An 18,399-nucleotide genomic window follows, 5' to 3' on the forward strand; every position below is an offset into this window, starting at 1 on the left:
TATATTGTTGTACTTCCATAGCTCTGATTTTTTTGATAATACAAAGTAAGGAAGTATCTACCCGATAGATATTACACGATTTTGGAAAAGAGTTATATCATTTTTGGATTACACTTTGTCAAGTGGTTTTCGCTTATTCTCTTTTAGCTTCTTGAAGTGAGAAGGAGTTAGTCCTGTAATCTTTTTAAACTGATTAGATAAGTGCTGAACACTACTGTAACCTAGTTGATATGAAATCTCATTTAAGGAAAGTTCATCATAGACCAAAAGCTCTTTTACTTTCTCAATTTTCTGGTTGATGATATATTTTTCAATGGTAATACCTTCTACCGATGAAAACAAATTGCTTAAGTATGAATAGTCGTGTCCTAATTCTTTGGCAAGATATTCAGAAGTATTTATTGATTCAAAGCCTGATTCAGAATAATGGATTTTTTCAATTATGATTGTTCTAATACGGTCAATCAATTTACTTTTCTTATCATCAATTAACTCAAAACCGTTATGGTCAAGGACTGTTCTTACTTCTTCAATTTTCTCATCAGATAGCTGTGAGGAAACATCGACTTTACCAAGTTCAATATCCTGTATATCCAAATTCAACTTTGTAAACTCATCCTGAACCACTTTAATGCAGCGGTTACAGACCATGTTTCTTATATGTAGAGTTGTTGAATTCATTTTGTAAAGGTACAATTAAGACTGATTTATATTTTTATCAATTCCCAAGTTTTAGTATCCTAAATGCTCCTCTAACAACAATCAAGAAAACAATTGAACCAATTATCAAATCAGGATATTTCGACTGAGTTAGCAACACCAATACTCCCGCAAGAATAACACCACCGTTTATTATTATATCGTTTGACGTGAAAATCATACTTGCCTTCATGTGAGCTTCTTTGCTTTTTGATTTCTGTAGAATATATAAACAGGCTGCATTTGCTATTAATGCAAGGATTGAAACGCCAATCATTATTCTGAAATCAGGCATAGCTTCTGAGCCAATAAACCGTCTGGTTACTTCAATAATCCCTAAAAGGGCTAATGATAGTTGAAAGTAACCACTTAATCGGGCTACTTTCTTCTTCCTTAAAACTGTTGAACCTACTGCCCAAAGACTTAATCCATACACAAAAGAATCAGCTAACATATCAAGTGAATCAGCAACTAACCCCATTGATTTTGAGATAAGACCTGTTGTCATTTCAATAATGAAAAAGCCAAAGTTTATAATCAATACCGACCAAAGGAGTTTTGACTGGACTTCTGAACTTTCCAAAACAACCTCACTTTCATCAATATTTTCGGTGCCAGATAACTTTGCTCCAAAATTTAACGATTCCAACCGTTTTAGAATTTCTTCATCCGCTTTGGCATGAAAGACAGTAAGATTACGGTTTTCAATATCGAATTCGAGTTTTTTAATAACATTTATACCATCCAATTTCATCCGAATCATATTTTCTTCGGAGGGACAGTCCATTTTAGATATGTGATATTCTGATTTTAACATTTCGTGCAATTTAAGCTTTCTTTTTCGAGCTGTACAGTAACATGCTTAATATTGAACTGCTTTGCTAATTTGCTTTGCAAATCACTAATTAATTTATCGGTATCTTGAGTTGATGTTAACACATGAACAGATAAGGCGTTTTCATTTGTACTCATTGCCCAAATGTGTAAATCATGCAAATCAATTACTTCGGTTGTTTCAATAATTGCAGATTTTACTTTCTCAAATTTGATATTGCTTGGAACTGCATCTAAAGCAAGCCTTATTGATTCTGTAAAGAGCTTCCATGTTCCCCATAATATTACAAGTATGATTATAAAACTCATTACAGGGTCAATCCATTGTAATCCCGTTTTCACAATCAACAAACCAGATATCACAACACCTAAAGATACACCAGCATCGGCTGCCATGTGCAAGAATGCCCCTTTAATGTTCAAGTCATCTTTTTGTCCTTTTAAAAACATTAGAGCGGTGATGGTATTAATAAAAACACCTATTCCTGCAACTATCATTACCTGTGTCCCTGCAACAGGTTCAGGATTCTTAAATTTTCCAACGGCATCCCACCCAATAGCAATCACTGCACCAAATAGAAGAAAGGCATTTAATACGGAAATTAGAATTGTTGTTTTCTTAAATCCATAGGTAAAACGGTTGGTTGGTTTTTTAGTTGACATCCAAACAGCAAACCAGGCAAACACCAAACCAAGTACATCACTTGCATTATGTCCAGCATCTGCAAGTAAGGCGGAAGAATTAGCTATTAAACCATAAAACACTTCGACAACAACAAATACTATATTCAAACCTATACCTATTGCAAATGCTTTGTTATAGTTATTCGTATGTGAATGATTATGTCCGTGACTGTGATTATGTGCCATAAATTAGTTAATTAAAGTATCCATCTTTTAACCTTGGTCATATATTCTTTGTATTCATTACCAAGTTGATTCAAAAGAAACTCTTCTTCCAACCTAACCTGTACCTGAATTACGATTACTCCAGCAACAAGAATAATTGCTGTGATAAGGTTAGGAATGATAAAAAATAACCCAAGGAAAACAATAATTACTCCAAGAAATATTGGGTTGCGAGAAATACCAAACATTCCTTTTGTAATCAGATTAACTTTATTCTCATTATCAATTCCAATGCGCCATTCGTTTGCCATATTGCGCTGTGCAATAAATATGATAAGAAATGCGAGATGTACTAACCCAAACCCAATCCACGTTAAAATGTCATTTTGCAAATATTCTATAGGTACAAAATACAGCATCATTTTTGGAAAATAAGCATTGATTAATATAGTGACAAATGCCGTTGCCGAAATAATTTTGTATGCCTTACCAACATAGTTTATAGCTGTTTCTTCCGTACTAAATTTGAAAGGTTTTATCCCTGTTCGTTTGTAAGTTAAATAGCTTGGCACTATGAAAAGTGCTACTAGAAAAATACAGTAAAAAATAAACAAGTACATAAGCTCCTATAATTTTTTAAGTGCATTCTGAAATTTCTCAGAAACTTCATTTGCAATGGTTACAAGTTCTGGTTTATTCAGCATACCCATTAATGCAGCCGGATTAACAATTACTACTTCAATTTTGCCATTACCTATATCTTTTACAATGGCTTTACATGGAAGAAAAATACCAATATTTTCTTCAATCTGCAATGTCTTATGCGCAAATGAAGGATTACAAACCCCTAATATCTTATAGGGTTTCATATCAATATCAGGAAGTTTTTCTTTTAGTTTAGCATCCATATCAATTTCAGTGATAACGCCAAAACCCTGTTCTTTTAACAATGCTTTTGTCTTGTTTGTTACTTCTTCAAATGTTCCATCTACAGTTTTTGAAAAATAGAATGATTCCTGTTCTTGGGCAATTAATGATTGAACAGTGAATGCCATTAATAGCAATGAGATGATTTTTAAGTTTTTCATAATTGATGATTTAAACGTTTTCGACAACTTGTTCTAATTTCCTTGTGATTTCAGAGGCTATTTCACCTAGCGATTTGTTTTCGACAGCTTGTATTTTAACTTATAGTAATCTAAGTTTTATACCACAATTAAATACAAAGCCATCAGTTGGAGCCCAAATATCAGGAAATGTAGGATTGTTTGCTGGTGGTAATACCAGAGGTTCAAAATCGGTTTGCAGAACATTTGTAAAGTTCTCGAAATTCACAAATACAGAAAGACGTTCCCAATGACGCATAAGCATTACACCCATAGTCCAAAAGTCTGTTTTTCTATTGTATAAATTATCGTACTGTTCTCCGGTGTAATATACTTCATACCCTGCCGACCATTTTTCTTCAATCTCATAAAACAGAACAAACCCAGCATTATGTTTTGGTGTTAATGGCTTTTGATTATTGATATTATCATACTGTAATTCTGCATTTACTAAAGCATAGTTTAAGTAAAGTTTGAATTCATCGTATGTTAGCTTGATATTGGTTTCAAAACCAGAACTTAATATATTGCCGTCAGCACTTTCATAATAAGCAAGATTTGTTGCTTCATCTTCTCTTAATACCAATGCGCTTTTAAGCTGCGTAAGAAAAAATAGTTGATTAATGGAGAAAGTCATTTCATCGCCTATAGCCGTTTTGTAGTTAATGTCGAAATTACCCCCAATAGAAGTTTCGGCATCTACCTGCTCGGTTGATAATGGCTGAATGCCTCTGTAATAAAGCTTTTCTGCATCTTCGGTAAAAATAGTTGGTAGCTTATAACCCATTGCACCACCTATGCGTGAGCTAAGCTTATTATTGGCTTTAAATAACAATGAAAAACGAGGTAGTACAAAAGTACCATAATCAGTATTGTAGTCGGTTCTTAATCCTGTTTCTAAAATTAATTTCTCGTTAAAATCGGTAGTGTTTTGAATGAAACCACCGATGGTATTGTGTGTGTAATCTCTTACTGGCAGTGAATCAGTATTGACTTCTGTAAATTGTTCCAGGTAATGGTTTGCTCCAAATTGCCATTCCGATTTTTCGTTTTTATGCAAATTATACAATGCTTCGGTAAAACTTGAAATCTGGTTACCATCAAAGCGATAATCTGGGATTGTAAGGTTTCTGTCAAAATAGGAAATGCTGTTCTTAAAAATTATTGTCCTATTGTCACTTGAATTCTGGAAATTCAGTTGTGTTGCATAGCGCTCTGATTTGTTTTCTTCGGAGAAAATATGCTCTGTACTTGTGTTTCCTTTTATTACCTCCATATCTCCGCCAATTCTTGAATCTACAGTAGATAGCAAACCTAAACTAAGCTCAGAATTTGGATTGAAGTAATAATATAGTTTTGGATTTAGACTAAATGTTTGTGCTTTGGGCATATTAGAGAAACCATCATTGTCGGGGTCATAAGCAACTTGGTTATTTGCCGAACCATATATCGTAAGACCTACCTTACCATATTTCTGAGCATAGAATATATTCCCTGTCGTTCCCAAAGCACTTGTTTGATTTAACATGATGTCAAGTTTTGGCTCATCAACAGGCTTGATGGTAACAAGGTTTACTAAACCCGCTATAGCACCACCACCGTATAATGTAGAGTTGCTTCCTTTAATCAGTTCGACTTGTTTTAAATCAAGTGGGGGGATTTGCATAATAGATAGTCCGCCTGCAAAACCACCATAAAGAGGCATTCCATCTTTAAGAATTTGAGTATATCTACCATCTAAACCTTGAATGCGAATACTCATATTACCTGAACTTAGCGAAGTCTGTTGCATTTGTACCCCAGTTGTCTCTCTCAGAAGCATTCCAATATTGGATGAGTTCATGGCAGCCTTTTCACCTAGCTCTTCACCTGTAATAGCTTCGATACGTGTTGGAATGTCATCGATTGTTCGTGAAGACCTTGTTGCTGTTATCACAACTTCCTCCAGTTCTTCGCCTTCTTCCAATTCTATATCAATGGTTTTGTTATTGCTTTCAGGAAAGCTTAATTCCACCTCTTGCTCTTCATAACCTATAAATGATATTACAAATTCATATTCCCCATCCGGTAAATTATCAAACTTGGCAATTCCTTTGGTATTTGTAATAGTACCATTGGTTGTTCCCTCAATTACAACACTTGCTCCGATTAAAAAATCTCCTGATTCTTCTTTTACTTCAAAACTTACATTGTTTTGACTAAATAATGTTCCTGCTGAAAACAGAAGTAGTAATACTGATAATATATTTTTCATAATGATAGATTTACAATTATATACTGCAAATCTACGGCAGAAATACATGCAACAGTATTGCAAAGGTGTCACTTACAATTGGAGCAAATGCCTTTAACGACAAAATTGGCACTCTCAAAAGAAAAGTCTTGGGGTAATTCCATTTTAGGTACTGGCATATCACGCAAACAATGAGTTTGCCCACATTTATTACACAAATAATGAACGTGTAAATCATCTGGGTCACAAGTACAACCTTCATCACATAGTGCGTATTTAACTGCGCCTGTACCATCGTCAATACTATGAATTAGGAAATTATCCTGAAATGTTTTGAGGGTGCGAAATATAGTAGAACGTTCAACATTGTCAAATTGCTGTTCAATCTCATAAAGACTAAGTGCCTTTTTGTTTTTGTCCAATACTTCATAAACCAACTCACGCATGGCTGTTGGTTTGATATTTCTTTGCTTTAGTTTTTTGTCTATTTCGCCTTTCATTTGTTCAAATTTACTCTATCTAACTTTCTTATTATAATATTTTTCAAATGTCTCTTCATTTTTAAAGTAAACAATTAAGTTGCTCCCTTTCTTTTTAAGACCTAAAATTGCTTCTGCCTTGCATATTGAATCTCCTGATTGGGCATCTATCGTGAAGGCGAATTGTTCGTAATGTTCAACGATATAATGTTTACATTTTGAACTACAGATGTAGAATGTATTATCATCAATATTTACTCCATATGATTCATGATACTTCAATAAGTTTTCTGCCTCGCATACTAGTTCCGGCATTATTTTCTTACCATAAAGAGTATGCTTCCTGATAAAGTATTTCGTATCACACCAATGGGTATAAAATACATTTATAAGAATGAGTGCAAAGAGAGATAGTAAAGCTCCATTCCTAAGAATTTTTTTAAACTTCTTATCTTCAACAGCCTGCTTCTCTCTTAGTTGTTTCTTTGTTAATTTTTTAGCCATAATAATTAGAAGACTATGATTTAATCATCTTATGGTACTTCTTGAAATGGAAACCAAATAAAAACTCCATATTCTCATTGTGATGATGAACAATGCATGAATGCTTACAAGGTTTTGAGTACGCTGATGAATTTCTATAAATTAACGCTGGAGTATTGGTTTCACAATCAATTATTAAATGATTGAATGAAGGATTATCGGAAATGTCATTAATAGTAATAAGCAAATAGGCTTTTGTCGAATCTTTTGCATCTACAGCATCAATTATTTCTGTCTCCGGAACAACCTTAACTTTACCTTGAAATAAAGTGCTTAAATATTCTTCTGAGTAATTCGTTAGTTTTTGTGGTATTAACAAGGTCTTATTTGATAATAACCCTGCACCTTGGTTAACTTCTTTTGCATATAACCTCTGATTCTTATATTGTGCAGACTGACTAATGAAATTTTGAATTTGTTGAATGGCAAACTCAGCATTTAATTCAGATAGTTCTTCATCGACTAAAGGAATACTCAAAACTTCCTTATTATCGTTATGCAACGATATTTGATAATGAGAGTAATAAAAATAATAGTTCTTTTTAACCACCCTGCGGTCAAAGAATTTATCAGAGTGTTTTTTTAATGAGATATACCACACACCGTCTTTGTTCTTTATTTTCTCATTAAGTTCTGATGTAGATAAGCCTTTAGGTTTGTCTATATTATTCCAATTTTTAGAAATCAGGTTTGTTAAAAAGTCGTTTTCTTTTCGATATCGTTCCTGAATCTCTTTTTCTATTCCTTGTTTTTTATAAAATCTTATTTGTTTGTCTGATAACTGGCTTAATTCAAAATATGCAACCTTATCTAGTTGTTGCACACTAGTTATTTTATTCTGTTTTATCGAATACTGTGCGTTTGCTGCACCTGTGATTATCATTGAAACAATCACTGCTAATATTTTAATATTATTTTTCATGATAATGTATTTTAAGGTGAATTATTTTTCTCCATTTATGCAATTTCTTTTTCAGATGAAAAGGCGGAACGAATTCCGCTCTTTTCTATAAGTTATACTGATTAAGATTTGCCAAAGTGAACTGCAATTCTTTTTCCATATTCAGAAGTTCTTCCTTGTTATCGTAATAAACCATTAGTTCAAAATAGTATTCAGATATAGAAATCTCTCCTTTAAGCATAGCCTTCTCATATAATTCGAGAATGGCATTGCCTGTAATGCGTTGTTTGAAATCGGTTAAACTAGTCTGTAAAGCTATTGCTTTGCTGTGTAGTGTTTTCATTTCGTTATAGAACTGAACTTTAGCATCAGCCTCCATGCTATTAATCGCTTCTGTTTTTAGTTTAGCATACTTTACAGTGTTTTTATTTCCCCATAGTGGTATTGATACACCCAAGGTAACTCCCTGAAATTGTTCTCCTACAACTTTTTCGCTCATATATCCAGCATTAAGTTTTGGCAAATTCTGTGCTACCTGGAGTTGTTTTTCCTTTGATGAAATGGCAATTTCCTGTTTTAGCCAATTTAGCATCGGATTATAATTTGCAGCTTGTGCATACCATTTCTCAAAATCAGCTTCAATAATATTGGTCGAAAAAACGCTATCATTAAAACTTATAATTTGTCCTGCGTTTAAAGCTGCTAATTGTTGCATTGCAGCATTCCGAGCAATACTAATTTGTTCCAATTTTTTCTCGGTATTTAACAAGCTTGACTGCGCCTTATTGTGCTCAAGAACTGTTGCGTCACCCACTTTCATTCGCTTGTTATAAGAATTGGCAATCTTTAAGTCATTGCTGAAGCGTTTTTGGTATTCTGCATGTAAAGCGTTCAAGTATGTTAATTCGGAGCAAATAAGCTTTGCTTGTAACAAAACATCGTACCGTTGTTTTTTGTATTCCATCTCTACTTGCTCGTTTTTCATATCAGCAAGTTGAGATTTATACACATAAGCAGTTGGAAAATCGAACGATTGAGTAATAGCAAGGTCGGTTCTGTTTCCAATTTGGTCAGGATTTCCCCACAAATAGTTAAACGCAACTTCGGGATTATCCGGCATTAAACCTGTTCTATTACTCATTTTATCGGCATCGGCATTACTGCGATATGCTGCCAATGTCGTGTTATTTCTTTCAATTTCAGCCAACACCGAATCTAAACTAGCCTGAGAATAGACAGTGAAAACTGATATTGCAGAAACTATTGTTATAATTATTTTTTTCATTGTCCTAATTTTTAATCAGTCATTAATTCTTCTGTAGTAGTCTCCAAATCAGCTTGCTTGCTGGTTATAAGGTACATGACAGGAATAATAAATCCATTCAATAGAGTTGATGTCAGTAATCCTCCCAATATAACTTTTGCCATTGGGCTTTGAATTTCGTTGCCAGGCAATTCACCCCCTAATGCAAGTGGTAGTAGAGCAAGTCCCGATGATAATGCGGTCATTAAAATTGGGTTTAAGCGGTCGAGAGAACCATGCATAACACTTTCCATTGCAGAAAACCCTTCGTGGTGCAGGTCGTTATACCTTGATATAAGTAGCATACCATTACGAGTAGCAATTCCAAAAAGCGAAATAAAACCAATAATAGATGGAATACTTATAATTCCACTTGAAAAATAGATGGCAAATACACCACCAATCAATGCCAATGGTAGGTTTAACATTACTACCGTAGATTGAGTCACATTTCGAAATTGATTGAATAACAGAAGGAAAATTGCCATTATTGAAAATATAGAAGTAATTAGCAATGTTCGTGAAGCTGCTTGTTCACTCTCAAACTGACCACCGTATTGAATATGATAACCTTCTGGTAGTGATATTTCGTCATTCACTTTCTTTTGAATATCGTTTACTACTCCTCTTAAATCACGTTCAGCAATGTTTACTGAGACTACGATTTTTCGCATTACGTTTTCCCTGTTTATTGTATTTGGGCCAGTAGTGGAACTTATTGTTGCGATAGTGCTTAATGGTATTTTCTTTCCATTTGCATCTACCATAAGCTCCTTTATGCGGTCTGATGTTGCCCGGCTTTCATCATTAACCTTTAATGTAAGGTCGAATGATTTATTACCTTCGTAAACCATTGATACCACTTCGCCTGCAAGCATTACATTAACTACTTCTGCAAATTCAGGAAGCGTAATTCCATATTTAGCCATTACCTCACGTTTTGGCTCAATTTTTAATTGAGGTCGCTGTATCTGCTGTTCAACGTTTAAATCTCCGATACCTTCAATACCTTCAATGGAAGCTTTTATTTGATTACCCAATTCAAACATTTTATTCAAATCTGTACCAAATAATTTAATTGCAATATTGGCTCGTGTGCCTGATAACATAGCATCAATACGATGCGATATAGGTTGTCCTATCTCAATATTTACACCTGGTATAAGCTTTAGCTTTTCACGTAATTCTGCTAACACTTCATCTTTGGAGCGTTCATCAAGAAGAAAGGGAGCTTCAATCTCAGAAACATTAACCCCTAGTGCATGTTCGTCTAGCTCGGCACGACCTGTTTTTCTTGCTACGGTTTGAATTTCGGGAACAGATAATAGAATTTGCTCAGTAGCTCTTCCCATTTTATCCGATTCTTCCAATGAAATACCGGGCAAAGTGCTTACATTAATCGTAAATGAGCCTTCATTAAAAGAGGGTAGAAAGCTGCGTCCTAAAGAGGAAAATACAATTATAGTTGCAACAAGTAAAACACCTGTTGTACCCAAAGTCACCTTTTTATGTATCAGCACCCATCTTAAAGCTTTTTCGTAAACAATTTTAAGTTTTCGAACAACAAATGGTTCTTTTTCGCTTGTATTTCCTTTTGTTGGTTTACCTAATAATAAGCTACATAATACTGGCGTTATTGTTAGAGCAACCACAGTTGATGCTATCAAAGCCACAATAAATGCTACTCCAAGCGGAACAAGCAAACGCCCTTCCATACCGGAGAGAAAAAATAGGGGGACAAAACTTACAATAATAATAAGAGTTGAATTCAAGATTGGCATCCTTACTTCTTTTGATGCATCGTATACAACAGTCATTACACTTTTTTGCTCACCTTTTGGCTTTAGCCTGTTTTCTCTTAAGCGTTTAAAAACATTCTCTACATCTACAATTGCATCATCGACTAAAGAACCAATAGCAATTGCCATACCACCTAAACTCATGGTGTTAATTGTTAACCCCATAAATTTTAAAGCTAAAATCGTACTCACAAATGCAAGAGGAATTGTAACCAATGAAATAACGGTTGTACGAATATTCATAAGGAATATTATCAAGATTATAATCACAAATATTCCACCCTCTAAAAGAGCTTTCTGTACATTATTTATGGAGTTGTCGATAAAACGAGCCTGTCTAAAAATGTCGGTTGCGATTTTCACATCGGCAGGTAAGGTTCGTTGTATCTCAGTTAATGATTCATCCAATTTATCAGTTAAATCGAGCGTACTGGTAGAGGGCTGTTTAGTTACCGTTAGTAACACTGCTGCTTTTGCCCGATTTGAAGCCATCCCTAACTTTGGTGCTTTGTTGCCAATTTGGACATCTGCCACATTTTCAATTAATATAGGCACATCATTTATTGTTTTTACAACAGCCTTACCTAGTTCAGATAATTTATTTGTTGATAGTGCGCCACGAATAATGAACTCATTCCCGTATTCGTACAGGATTCCTCCCGAAGCATTTAAGTTCATATCCTGAACCACTTCAATTACTTCATCCATCCCAACATTATAATGCTTCATTTTTTCGGGATTCAGCAAAATCTGATATTCCTTGATTTCACCACCTAAAACGGTTACCTGTGCTACCCCTCCGGTAGAAAGTAATCTTGGGCGCAATGTCCAATCTGCTAATGTGCGCAAATCTTGTAATGATGTTGTATCTGATGTTAGACCTATTATCATTACTTCTCCCAAAATTGATGACTGAGGCCCTAAAGTGGGATTGCCAACATTTCGAGGTAAAGCATCTTTTACAATTGCCAATTTTTCAGAAACAATTTGTCTGGCTATGTAAATATCAGTGCCCCAATCAAACTCTACCCAAACAACTGAAAAACCTGTTGTTGATGAAGAGCGTACACGGCGAACGTCTGTTGCACCATTTAGAGCAGTTTCTACAGGGAATGAGACCAAACGTTCAACTTCTTCCGGAGCCATTCCTGCTGCTTCGGTCATTACTACTACAGTTGGTGCATTCAAGTCTGGAAATACATCTACCTCCATATTTTTAGCAGTATATAAGCCTGCTAACAATAATAGGATTGATGATACTAATACAACCATTCGGTTGTTTAGCGAAAATTTTATGATTTTATTCAACATGATAATTCCGGTTTTGGATTAATGACTATGACCATGCCCTTCAGGCATCACCGATGAAGTAGCTGCCAGTTTTACCTGATATACACCATTGGTTACAACTTTATCTCCTTCATTTAAGCCGGAAATGATGTGTACTCGTTCACCATTATTTTGACCAAGACTTACTTCTTGTTTTTTGAAAATCTCTTCTTCTATCTGTGTATAAACAAAATAAAGACCTTGCTCTTCGGTAAGTGATGATACTGGAATGGTAAGTACATTTTTTTGAGGGTTCGCCATTAAATATATTTCGGTGAAGGAACCAGGAATTATATCACCAATATTGTCAAACTCAAATGTTACAGGAATAAAAAATGATTGCTGCCCTGAAGTACGTCCATAAGAAAGTAAACGTCCATTCAAATCTGAAAGCTTATATAACACATCATCATAAGCAGTTTTAAAATTTGCATTGACGATGTTTTTAAGCAACTTGTAGTTTTTTTCAGATACCTCTGCTTTTAATTGCAGTTTTTGATTCTGAGAAATAGTTGCAATAGCTTGTCCAACTGTGACATATTCACCTTGCGCTACAAGTCGATTCTTTATATACCCTGAAATTGGAGATTTTATTCTAACACCATCCGAGGAAGTGTTTGCTGACTGCGCTTGATAAGTCGTTTTTGCAGTTTCATAGCGCATTTTTATCTGCTCATAGTCTTTAGCTGATATAATCTTGTCATCAACAAGCTCATCAGCACGTTTCATCTCTTTTTCTGCTGTTTCAAATGCAATTTTCGCCTTTTCAACCGGGTCTCCATCTAATATTTTCTTTGCCGAAACATTAACAATTACTTCACCTGACTTAATATAATAACCTTCAGAAATGGATGGGTTGACAAAAGATACAATACCATTTGAAGTGGCAACAATTGTTGCTTCATCACCTTGCGAAGCTTGTATTTTTCCACTTGTTTTAATCACATAATGAAAGGTTCCAGAGCTAACATTTTCTAATTCGAGTTTAGCCATTTTAGCCTGCTCTTTTGAAAAAGAAATTTCATCAGAATGGTTGCTCTCTTCTGCATGGTCATGTCCCTCATGACTTTCTTCATCATGATTATGACCTTCATGGTCGCTATGGTCATCCTCGTCATGATTGTGGCCTTCATGGTCTTCGTGGTCATGACCGTCATGTCCTTCTTCAACCTCATGATTATGGTCATCGCATGAATGGTCTTCATGTGCTTCTGATTCATGGTCATGTCCTTCATGACTTTCTTCATCGTGATTATGCCCTTCATGGTCGCTATGGTCGTGTCCCTCATGATTATGTCCCTCATGTTCTCCATGGTCGTGACCTTCATGACTTTCTACACTTTGATTATGTTCTTTATTGCTATTGCTTTGGTTACATGCTACATAAATTAAACTTAGCAATGCTATACCTATAATTTTGATATTCATTTTTTTCTGTTTTATTAAATTTTAAAAAATCGGAATATGGTTCTGCCATTCAGCAAAACATATTGACTGATTCAGCCATATTACAGAACATGTATCTATAAGCCCATTGAAGAAAAGGCAAGAATTATACTCTGTAAAATTTAAAATTTAACAAACAGGGGGTGCTCTTAGTCCTTGAGATGAAACTAATAATCTGGAATAAAGGGGAATGTTTTCAATTTCTGCTACAGCATTGGGAATGTCATCTGCAATAGCATTATAATTAAAAACTAATAATGTAAAAAGTAGTATGTCAGAAGTAGAAATTTGCTCCAAAGATGTATTATATCTAAACTGATTATTTGGAGTTAACATTGCTGCTGTTAAAATACAGGGCGCAATTTCTCCTTGTTCATGGTCATCATCACAAAAAGGCATCCTTTCATGATGTGTGTGTTCTTCATGATTAGTATCAGTACATTCAACAGCAATTTCTACTGGCGTTTCTGAATGATGGTGGTGAGGAATAACAGCATGAGCCAACATAACCATGTTGGCTAACAATACAAATATAAATGCTGTTTTATTTCTCATTATTTATTCTTTACTTCTAATTAAACGTCAAATCTACAAAAAAGTTTGTGCAATAGTGTTGCAAAGTTTGATAAAACAAGAAACACATTTTAGACATATACAATTATAAGCCATCTAAAAAACTCACAATACCTTTTAGTAAGCCACTTTTTAATGGGGAATCCATTGTTTGCATTTTCTGCCGTAAGTAATTTTGTGGCACTTGATTTTTTATCAGGGCTTTAGCAAGCTTTCTTAATTCGTTTATCAATTCCTTTTCCTCCGAGGTACTATTCGGTGAAGGAGTAACAACCTTACTTTTTTGCTGCATATTTAAAAGAAATTCTTTGTATTCTGCTTGCATCTCCTGAAAGTCACCAGAAGTTCCGCCCATATCGGGGTGTAGTTGCTTTGCTAAATTTCGGTAGTGTAGCTTAGCTTTGTCTAAATCGCTTATGTCATTGAAATATTTCATAGCTGTTCAAATTCTTCATGTGTTATACAAAAATGTTCTAAGATTAAGAGGAGTTGTTGTTTATTGTAATAGTGGCGTTTTGTGTGTCCTTTATTTGCAATCTGCTCTTTTAATTGAGGACACAATTCAATATCTCTTCGTAATTGTTGCATAGCTGCATCAACTGAAACGCTATCAGGGTAAAGTTTTTTTACCAAATCCTGTTTTAATATGGTTCTGCGTATTATCATAGCGTTGGATTTGGGTTGAAAAATGAGCGAGAACGCACCTGAAATATTGAGTAAAGCAGTCTTGTATAGTTTAAATCAACTGCTTTTGAAGTCTTTTGAATACTTTTTAGCTTATACAGACTGCTTTTGAGGACTTTAAGAGAATATTTTAAAGGCTTTTTTGAGTATTGGGAAAAATAACGAGAGCTTTTTATCTGGTTTATCAAGCATTCAAATAATTCCTGCCAACTTGCCAAAGTATGTGGAGTTTTGAAGACTAATTTGAGATGTTTTTTTGAAAAAAAAGATGGCTTTTGAAAAAAGTAGGTAATACCATGAGAATACCTCCATATTACCAGTGTATTGCACAGAACAAAACAAAAAATAACGCAATAAATAGTAAAACCATAAAAGGCTATAAACACGAAAAGCCTCGATAGGAGGCTCATTTTTAATGAATTGGAATATATATTGGGCATAATTAAAAACATTATACCCTTGACAATTAGCTATATAAAGATAGAAAAAAATTAGCGAGATTTGGTTTCAAAGGAGCTTGTTTCCAACATTTTCAGAATCATAGATTGAATAATGACATCTTCATCGGCATCATTATCCTCTGTTTTTAGTTTGGCAATCAGATTTATCAGCTTCATTATATCCAAGTCGAATTCAGATAACAGGTCAACCATTCTATTCAATACTTCTTTGCTTTTTATCAGGAACTCCTTACTTGACGAAAAGACAATTTCATCAGCTCCATCCTTTATGATTTCGTTATCTAATAATTCAAGCGATTCATTTACCTCACTTTGTAACCAAACATATAAATCTTTCATTCTGAATTGTATTAAAAAGAAGCGTGGCACTGAAACCACTCGTAACTAAGGTATCGCCAAACACCCAATCGCAAAGCAGCACAGGCCACGCCCGTACTCACTCTCATTGCGATTATAAAATTTGGCGATTTTTAGTTACAAGAGATTAAGTCTTAATATTTTAAGATTATATGTTCGCTTCCTTTTTTGTTTATATCAAATTTTCAGTTTTATATTATTATTTGCTGTAAAAGTAATGAATTGAAAGCCATTTTTTGAAAAACGAGCAATAAAAAGAAACAAACAGGGTATATTTAGCACTTTGTATAAAGCATTTTTAAGGATGAAAACCATTTTGAAAGTAGAATTTGATAATGCCGGATTAAACGGATTTATAATTGAAAATCCGGGACATCTTCCTGTACATGGAGAGATATTTACCTGTAAGTGGGAGGATTTTATAAAAGATAGAGCAATGGTACAACAACTTGATGAAATTGAAGAAGATGAGTGTTTTATGGTTGAAAGAAATTTCAGCAAATACAGCATGGATGAATCAATGTGTTTTATTGTACTTCACCTATCAAAAGATTTTAAAAAGAATTCTTTGCTTCACAAATGACATTAAAAACCCGATACCTAAATGATACCGGGTAATAATTTTTTACTTTTCTGTGACCTATGGTATTTTTATAAAACCGTCCTCATCCCTCACTTTTTAACTATGTCATTTATTATCAATAGAATAAAATGAGGACAATGAGGACAGGTGAGGGACGAGAGCCGTTTTTCCCTCACTCGTCCCTCATTTATCCCTCGTTCATCCCTCACCCGTCCTCACTTATTTTTAGAGTAAGAAAATATATAGTATTAAATATCAATCTATTAATATCTATCCTCATAAAGATTGAGGAAATGAGGACGGTTTTTGCTTTAATACCATTGCTAAAGTAAAACTGCATAGTTTAGTATTTTATAAGGTTATCCTTTCCAATTCTATGCCCTGGTCTTTGAGCATGTCATAATTCAATATGTAGGCACTTGTCCGGCTTTTACCAAACAATACATTTTTCCTGCGGTGTTCGATAAATGAGCGGTGTTTCTTCAGGTACTCACCAACAACCGCCTGGTCAAGCGTGGTTAATCCTTCTTTTCGTGCTTGTTCCCTGTACAGTCCGTGTATCGAGCCAACTCTCAGGTAAAGTTGTTTGCTGTTGTTTTCACCAACGACAATCTTGTAATGTACATCCTCGGTAAGTTTGTACAGGTTAACCAAAGATTGCAGCACATGAAAGTATTGCTCCACTTCATCACTTTGATGCTGTACCGATATGGTAAGTTTTGCAGAGCGGATTAAAGCTTTTTTTGCTGTATGATAATCAAACGGAAATTCTAAATCAGAATGCTCCATTAGAATTTTCATTGGCGTAAGAACCGATGATATATTGAGTACTGTTCTTCGGTCAACATTACCATACTCTTGGGTCAGTTCATCCATGACCTCTGAACTTACTCCTGGTTCCTCTTTTGAGTAATGTTCTTCAACCAAATAACGAAAATCAAAAACGGAGCATGTAATATTGGTAAACTGTAAACTTTCTTCGGCTGCTTTAAATGATTTTAAATCGGAATAGTTCCCTCGGTTGGTATCATCAAATTCGCCCAATAAACTACGGCTGCATAAAGCAGGGTCTTGTGTTGGTAAATCCTGACCGCTAATTATACCAGAACCCCTGGGCTTGGCAATACGTGTTTCATTACCGCCCGATTTTACACCTGTCAATTTTCCGTTACGGTCGGCAATACCTTTTAACGCTTCAATGGTATTCTTGTGAATGCTATTCTTGTACTCATTACCCCAAAACGGATGGTTAGTAGTAGAATCCATACTACGCTGCATACCTGTACTTGTACTCCCTGATGCGAGGTTAATACCGTCCTCCATTGGTGGCTTACCAAACATATACATGATGCTTCGGGCTGCTGTACTCTTACCTGATTGACGTTTCCCGAAAAGGAACAATAAAGGGAAATACCCGAAATTGGCTTTGTAGATAAGGTCACTAAAAACGGTTGAAATGTAATAAGCAATCAATAATTCGGCATTACCGGGATAAACACTACTCATTGATGTTGCCCATTTCCCAAAGTTCCAATCGCTGCCTTTTATCGGCTTCACATACTTTGAGTTTTCTTTGAATGGATTACCACCATCGGAACTGCCAATTTTAAGAGCTTTACCATAGGGAAGATAGAAGAAATGCAACAAATGAACCTGGCCCTGTTTTACATTCTCCTTTAGCTTATCTTTTCCATACTTACCGATAAATTCTGCTGTGGTATTGAGTACATGAAAAGTATCGTTAATTCGTATCTGACTTTCCGGAGGAATGTTTTCAAATTCATCCATGTTGTTTATTTGTGTAGCGTGTGTAGAGATACCGTATTCATCAATTGGATGAAAGTTTTTAGTGTAGTACAAGCCGTTTGCAAATACCCAAAAGCGGTTTTCCTCATTATAACCTACACGCTCCAACTCTTTGGCTTCGGGTATTCCAAGCAGCTTCACATTTTTAATATTGTCGAGCTGACTATCGTTCCCATACCAAAAGAATCCATGTCGCCTGTGTACCTGTTTCTTGAATGATGCAGGGGTACAAAAATCATCGGATGAAATAATAGCCAGGCGTTTTCTTCCGTATTGGCTCATCAGGCGCAAAACATATTTCAGGTCAGTTCTGCCTTGTGGGTCTTTATGGAACACACAGAATAAGGCTTCAAAAGTAAAGTTTGATATTTGCTTCGGGTTCTTTCCTTCAACCGTCCAATAAGCTCCATCTTC

The 18,399-nt window shown here is 34.9% G+C and carries 18 protein-coding genes; 1 reads left to right on the forward strand and 17 read right to left on the reverse strand.

The features are described 5' to 3' along the window. Positions 1 to 108: 108 nt before the first annotated feature. The 16 genes from J1N10_RS19560 to J1N10_RS19635 form a co-directional block, all read right to left on the reverse strand. A complete protein-coding gene (locus J1N10_RS19560) occupies positions 109 to 681 on the reverse strand; it encodes a helix-turn-helix domain-containing protein (protein WP_262328420.1) in 573 nt (190 codons plus the stop codon). 37 nt (positions 682 to 718) lie between these two features. Then, positions 719 to 1,516 (reverse strand): cation transporter, encoded by a 798-nt coding sequence (locus J1N10_RS19565; RefSeq protein WP_262328421.1) that lies wholly within the window; start codon positions 1,514 to 1,516, stop codon positions 719 to 721. Beyond that, positions 1,510 to 2,403, reverse strand: a complete 894-nt coding sequence (locus J1N10_RS19570; protein ID WP_262328422.1) for a cation diffusion facilitator family transporter — start codon at positions 2,401 to 2,403, stop codon at positions 1,510 to 1,512. Before J1N10_RS19570 ends, J1N10_RS19565 begins: the two co-directional genes overlap by 7 nt. 11 nt (positions 2,404 to 2,414) lie before the next feature. Then, a complete protein-coding gene (locus J1N10_RS19575; protein WP_262328423.1) occupies positions 2,415 to 3,002 on the reverse strand; it encodes a methyltransferase family protein in 588 nt (195 codons plus the stop codon). Between the two features lie 6 nt (positions 3,003 to 3,008). After that, positions 3,009 to 3,470 (reverse strand): DUF302 domain-containing protein, encoded by a 462-nt coding sequence (locus J1N10_RS19580; protein WP_262328424.1) that lies wholly within the window; start codon positions 3,468 to 3,470, stop codon positions 3,009 to 3,011. A 100-nt stretch (positions 3,471 to 3,570) separates the two neighbouring features. Continuing rightward, entirely contained in the window at positions 3,571 to 5,742 is a 2,172-nt protein-coding gene (locus J1N10_RS19585; RefSeq protein ID WP_262328425.1) for a TonB-dependent receptor, read from the reverse strand. A gap of 68 nt (positions 5,743 to 5,810) precedes the next feature. Continuing rightward, positions 5,811 to 6,221, reverse strand: coding sequence for a Fur family transcriptional regulator (locus tag J1N10_RS19590; RefSeq protein ID WP_262328426.1), 411 nt, complete (start codon positions 6,219 to 6,221; stop codon positions 5,811 to 5,813). Between the two features lie 15 nt (positions 6,222 to 6,236). Then, the gene (locus J1N10_RS19595; protein WP_262328427.1) at positions 6,237 to 6,704 is read right to left on the reverse strand and encodes a hypothetical protein; all 468 of its coding nucleotides are present in this window, start codon (positions 6,702 to 6,704) and stop codon (positions 6,237 to 6,239) included. Between the two features lie 13 nt (positions 6,705 to 6,717). Continuing rightward, the gene (locus tag J1N10_RS19600) at positions 6,718 to 7,665 is read right to left on the reverse strand and encodes a hypothetical protein (RefSeq protein ID WP_262328428.1); all 948 of its coding nucleotides are present in this window, start codon (positions 7,663 to 7,665) and stop codon (positions 6,718 to 6,720) included. 85 nt (positions 7,666 to 7,750) lie between these two features. Beyond that, entirely contained in the window at positions 7,751 to 8,929 is a 1,179-nt protein-coding gene (locus tag J1N10_RS19605; protein WP_262328429.1) for a TolC family protein, read from the reverse strand. Between the two features lie 11 nt (positions 8,930 to 8,940). Further along, positions 8,941 to 12,057 carry an efflux RND transporter permease subunit gene (locus J1N10_RS19610; protein ID WP_262328430.1) on the reverse strand — a complete coding sequence of 1,039 codons (3,117 nt, stop codon included), beginning with the start codon at positions 12,055 to 12,057 and terminating at the stop codon, positions 8,941 to 8,943. 18 nt (positions 12,058 to 12,075) lie between these two features. Next, a complete protein-coding gene (locus tag J1N10_RS19615; RefSeq protein ID WP_262328431.1) occupies positions 12,076 to 13,503 on the reverse strand; it encodes an efflux RND transporter periplasmic adaptor subunit in 1,428 nt (475 codons plus the stop codon). Positions 13,504 to 13,650: 147 nt separating this feature from the next. After that, a complete protein-coding gene (locus J1N10_RS19620) occupies positions 13,651 to 14,076 on the reverse strand; it encodes a DUF6769 family protein (RefSeq protein ID WP_262328432.1) in 426 nt (141 codons plus the stop codon). 103 nt (positions 14,077 to 14,179) lie between these two features. Further along, the gene (locus J1N10_RS19625) at positions 14,180 to 14,530 is read right to left on the reverse strand and encodes a hypothetical protein (RefSeq protein WP_262328433.1); all 351 of its coding nucleotides are present in this window, start codon (positions 14,528 to 14,530) and stop codon (positions 14,180 to 14,182) included. Then, positions 14,527 to 14,760, reverse strand: a complete 234-nt coding sequence (locus J1N10_RS19630) for a DUF4248 domain-containing protein (protein ID WP_262328434.1) — start codon at positions 14,758 to 14,760, stop codon at positions 14,527 to 14,529. The genes J1N10_RS19625 and J1N10_RS19630 overlap by 4 nt, the downstream gene beginning before the upstream one ends. Before the next feature lie 509 nt (positions 14,761 to 15,269). Next, complete coding sequence (locus J1N10_RS19635; RefSeq protein ID WP_262328435.1) at positions 15,270 to 15,578, reverse strand: hypothetical protein; 309 nt, start codon at positions 15,576 to 15,578, stop codon at positions 15,270 to 15,272. Between the two features lie 322 nt (positions 15,579 to 15,900). On the opposite strand from J1N10_RS19635, the gene J1N10_RS19640 reads away from it, so the two are divergent. Then, entirely contained in the window at positions 15,901 to 16,179 is a 279-nt protein-coding gene (locus J1N10_RS19640; protein WP_262328436.1) for a hypothetical protein, read from the forward strand. A gap of 351 nt (positions 16,180 to 16,530) precedes the next feature. Here J1N10_RS19640 and J1N10_RS19645 read toward each other — a convergent pair. Continuing rightward, positions 16,531 to 18,399 (reverse strand): hypothetical protein (locus J1N10_RS19645; RefSeq protein WP_262328437.1); only part of this gene is annotated, 1,869 nt, incomplete at its 5' end.

The sequence above is a fragment of the Carboxylicivirga litoralis genome, from assembly GCF_025499605.1.
In the GTDB taxonomy this organism is placed as follows: domain Bacteria; phylum Bacteroidota; class Bacteroidia; order Bacteroidales; family Marinilabiliaceae; genus Carboxylicivirga; species Carboxylicivirga litoralis.

What these genes read in the sequence shown, in the direction of transcription:
- J1N10_RS19560 (WP_262328420.1), bottom strand. Translation starts at nt 681, where the DNA reads ATGAATTCAACAACTCTACATATAAGAAACATGGTCTGTAACCGCTGC.
- J1N10_RS19565 (WP_262328421.1), bottom strand. Translation starts at nt 1,516, where the DNA reads ATGTTAAAATCAGAATATCACATATCTAAAATGGACTGTCCCTCCGAA.
- J1N10_RS19570 (WP_262328422.1), bottom strand. Translation starts at nt 2,403, where the DNA reads ATGGCACATAATCACAGTCACGGACATAATCATTCACATACGAATAAC.
- J1N10_RS19575 (WP_262328423.1), bottom strand. Translation starts at nt 3,002, where the DNA reads ATGTACTTGTTTATTTTTTACTGTATTTTTCTAGTAGCACTTTTCATA.
- J1N10_RS19580 (WP_262328424.1), bottom strand. Translation starts at nt 3,470, where the DNA reads ATGAAAAACTTAAAAATCATCTCATTGCTATTAATGGCATTCACTGTT.
- J1N10_RS19585 (WP_262328425.1), bottom strand. Translation starts at nt 5,742, where the DNA reads ATGAAAAATATATTATCAGTATTACTACTTCTGTTTTCAGCAGGAACA.
- J1N10_RS19590 (WP_262328426.1), bottom strand. Translation starts at nt 6,221, where the DNA reads ATGAAAGGCGAAATAGACAAAAAACTAAAGCAAAGAAATATCAAACCA.
- J1N10_RS19595 (WP_262328427.1), bottom strand. Translation starts at nt 6,704, where the DNA reads ATGGCTAAAAAATTAACAAAGAAACAACTAAGAGAGAAGCAGGCTGTT.
- J1N10_RS19600 (WP_262328428.1), bottom strand. Translation starts at nt 7,665, where the DNA reads ATGAAAAATAATATTAAAATATTAGCAGTGATTGTTTCAATGATAATC.
- J1N10_RS19605 (WP_262328429.1), bottom strand. Translation starts at nt 8,929, where the DNA reads ATGAAAAAAATAATTATAACAATAGTTTCTGCAATATCAGTTTTCACT.
- J1N10_RS19610 (WP_262328430.1), bottom strand. Translation starts at nt 12,057, where the DNA reads ATGTTGAATAAAATCATAAAATTTTCGCTAAACAACCGAATGGTTGTA.
- J1N10_RS19615 (WP_262328431.1), bottom strand. Translation starts at nt 13,503, where the DNA reads ATGAATATCAAAATTATAGGTATAGCATTGCTAAGTTTAATTTATGTA.
- J1N10_RS19620 (WP_262328432.1), bottom strand. Translation starts at nt 14,076, where the DNA reads ATGAGAAATAAAACAGCATTTATATTTGTATTGTTAGCCAACATGGTT.
- J1N10_RS19625 (WP_262328433.1), bottom strand. Translation starts at nt 14,530, where the DNA reads ATGAAATATTTCAATGACATAAGCGATTTAGACAAAGCTAAGCTACAC.
- J1N10_RS19630 (WP_262328434.1), bottom strand. Translation starts at nt 14,760, where the DNA reads ATGATAATACGCAGAACCATATTAAAACAGGATTTGGTAAAAAAACTT.
- J1N10_RS19635 (WP_262328435.1), bottom strand. Translation starts at nt 15,578, where the DNA reads ATGAAAGATTTATATGTTTGGTTACAAAGTGAGGTAAATGAATCGCTT.
- J1N10_RS19640 (WP_262328436.1), top strand. Translation starts at nt 15,901, where the DNA reads ATGAAAACCATTTTGAAAGTAGAATTTGATAATGCCGGATTAAACGGA.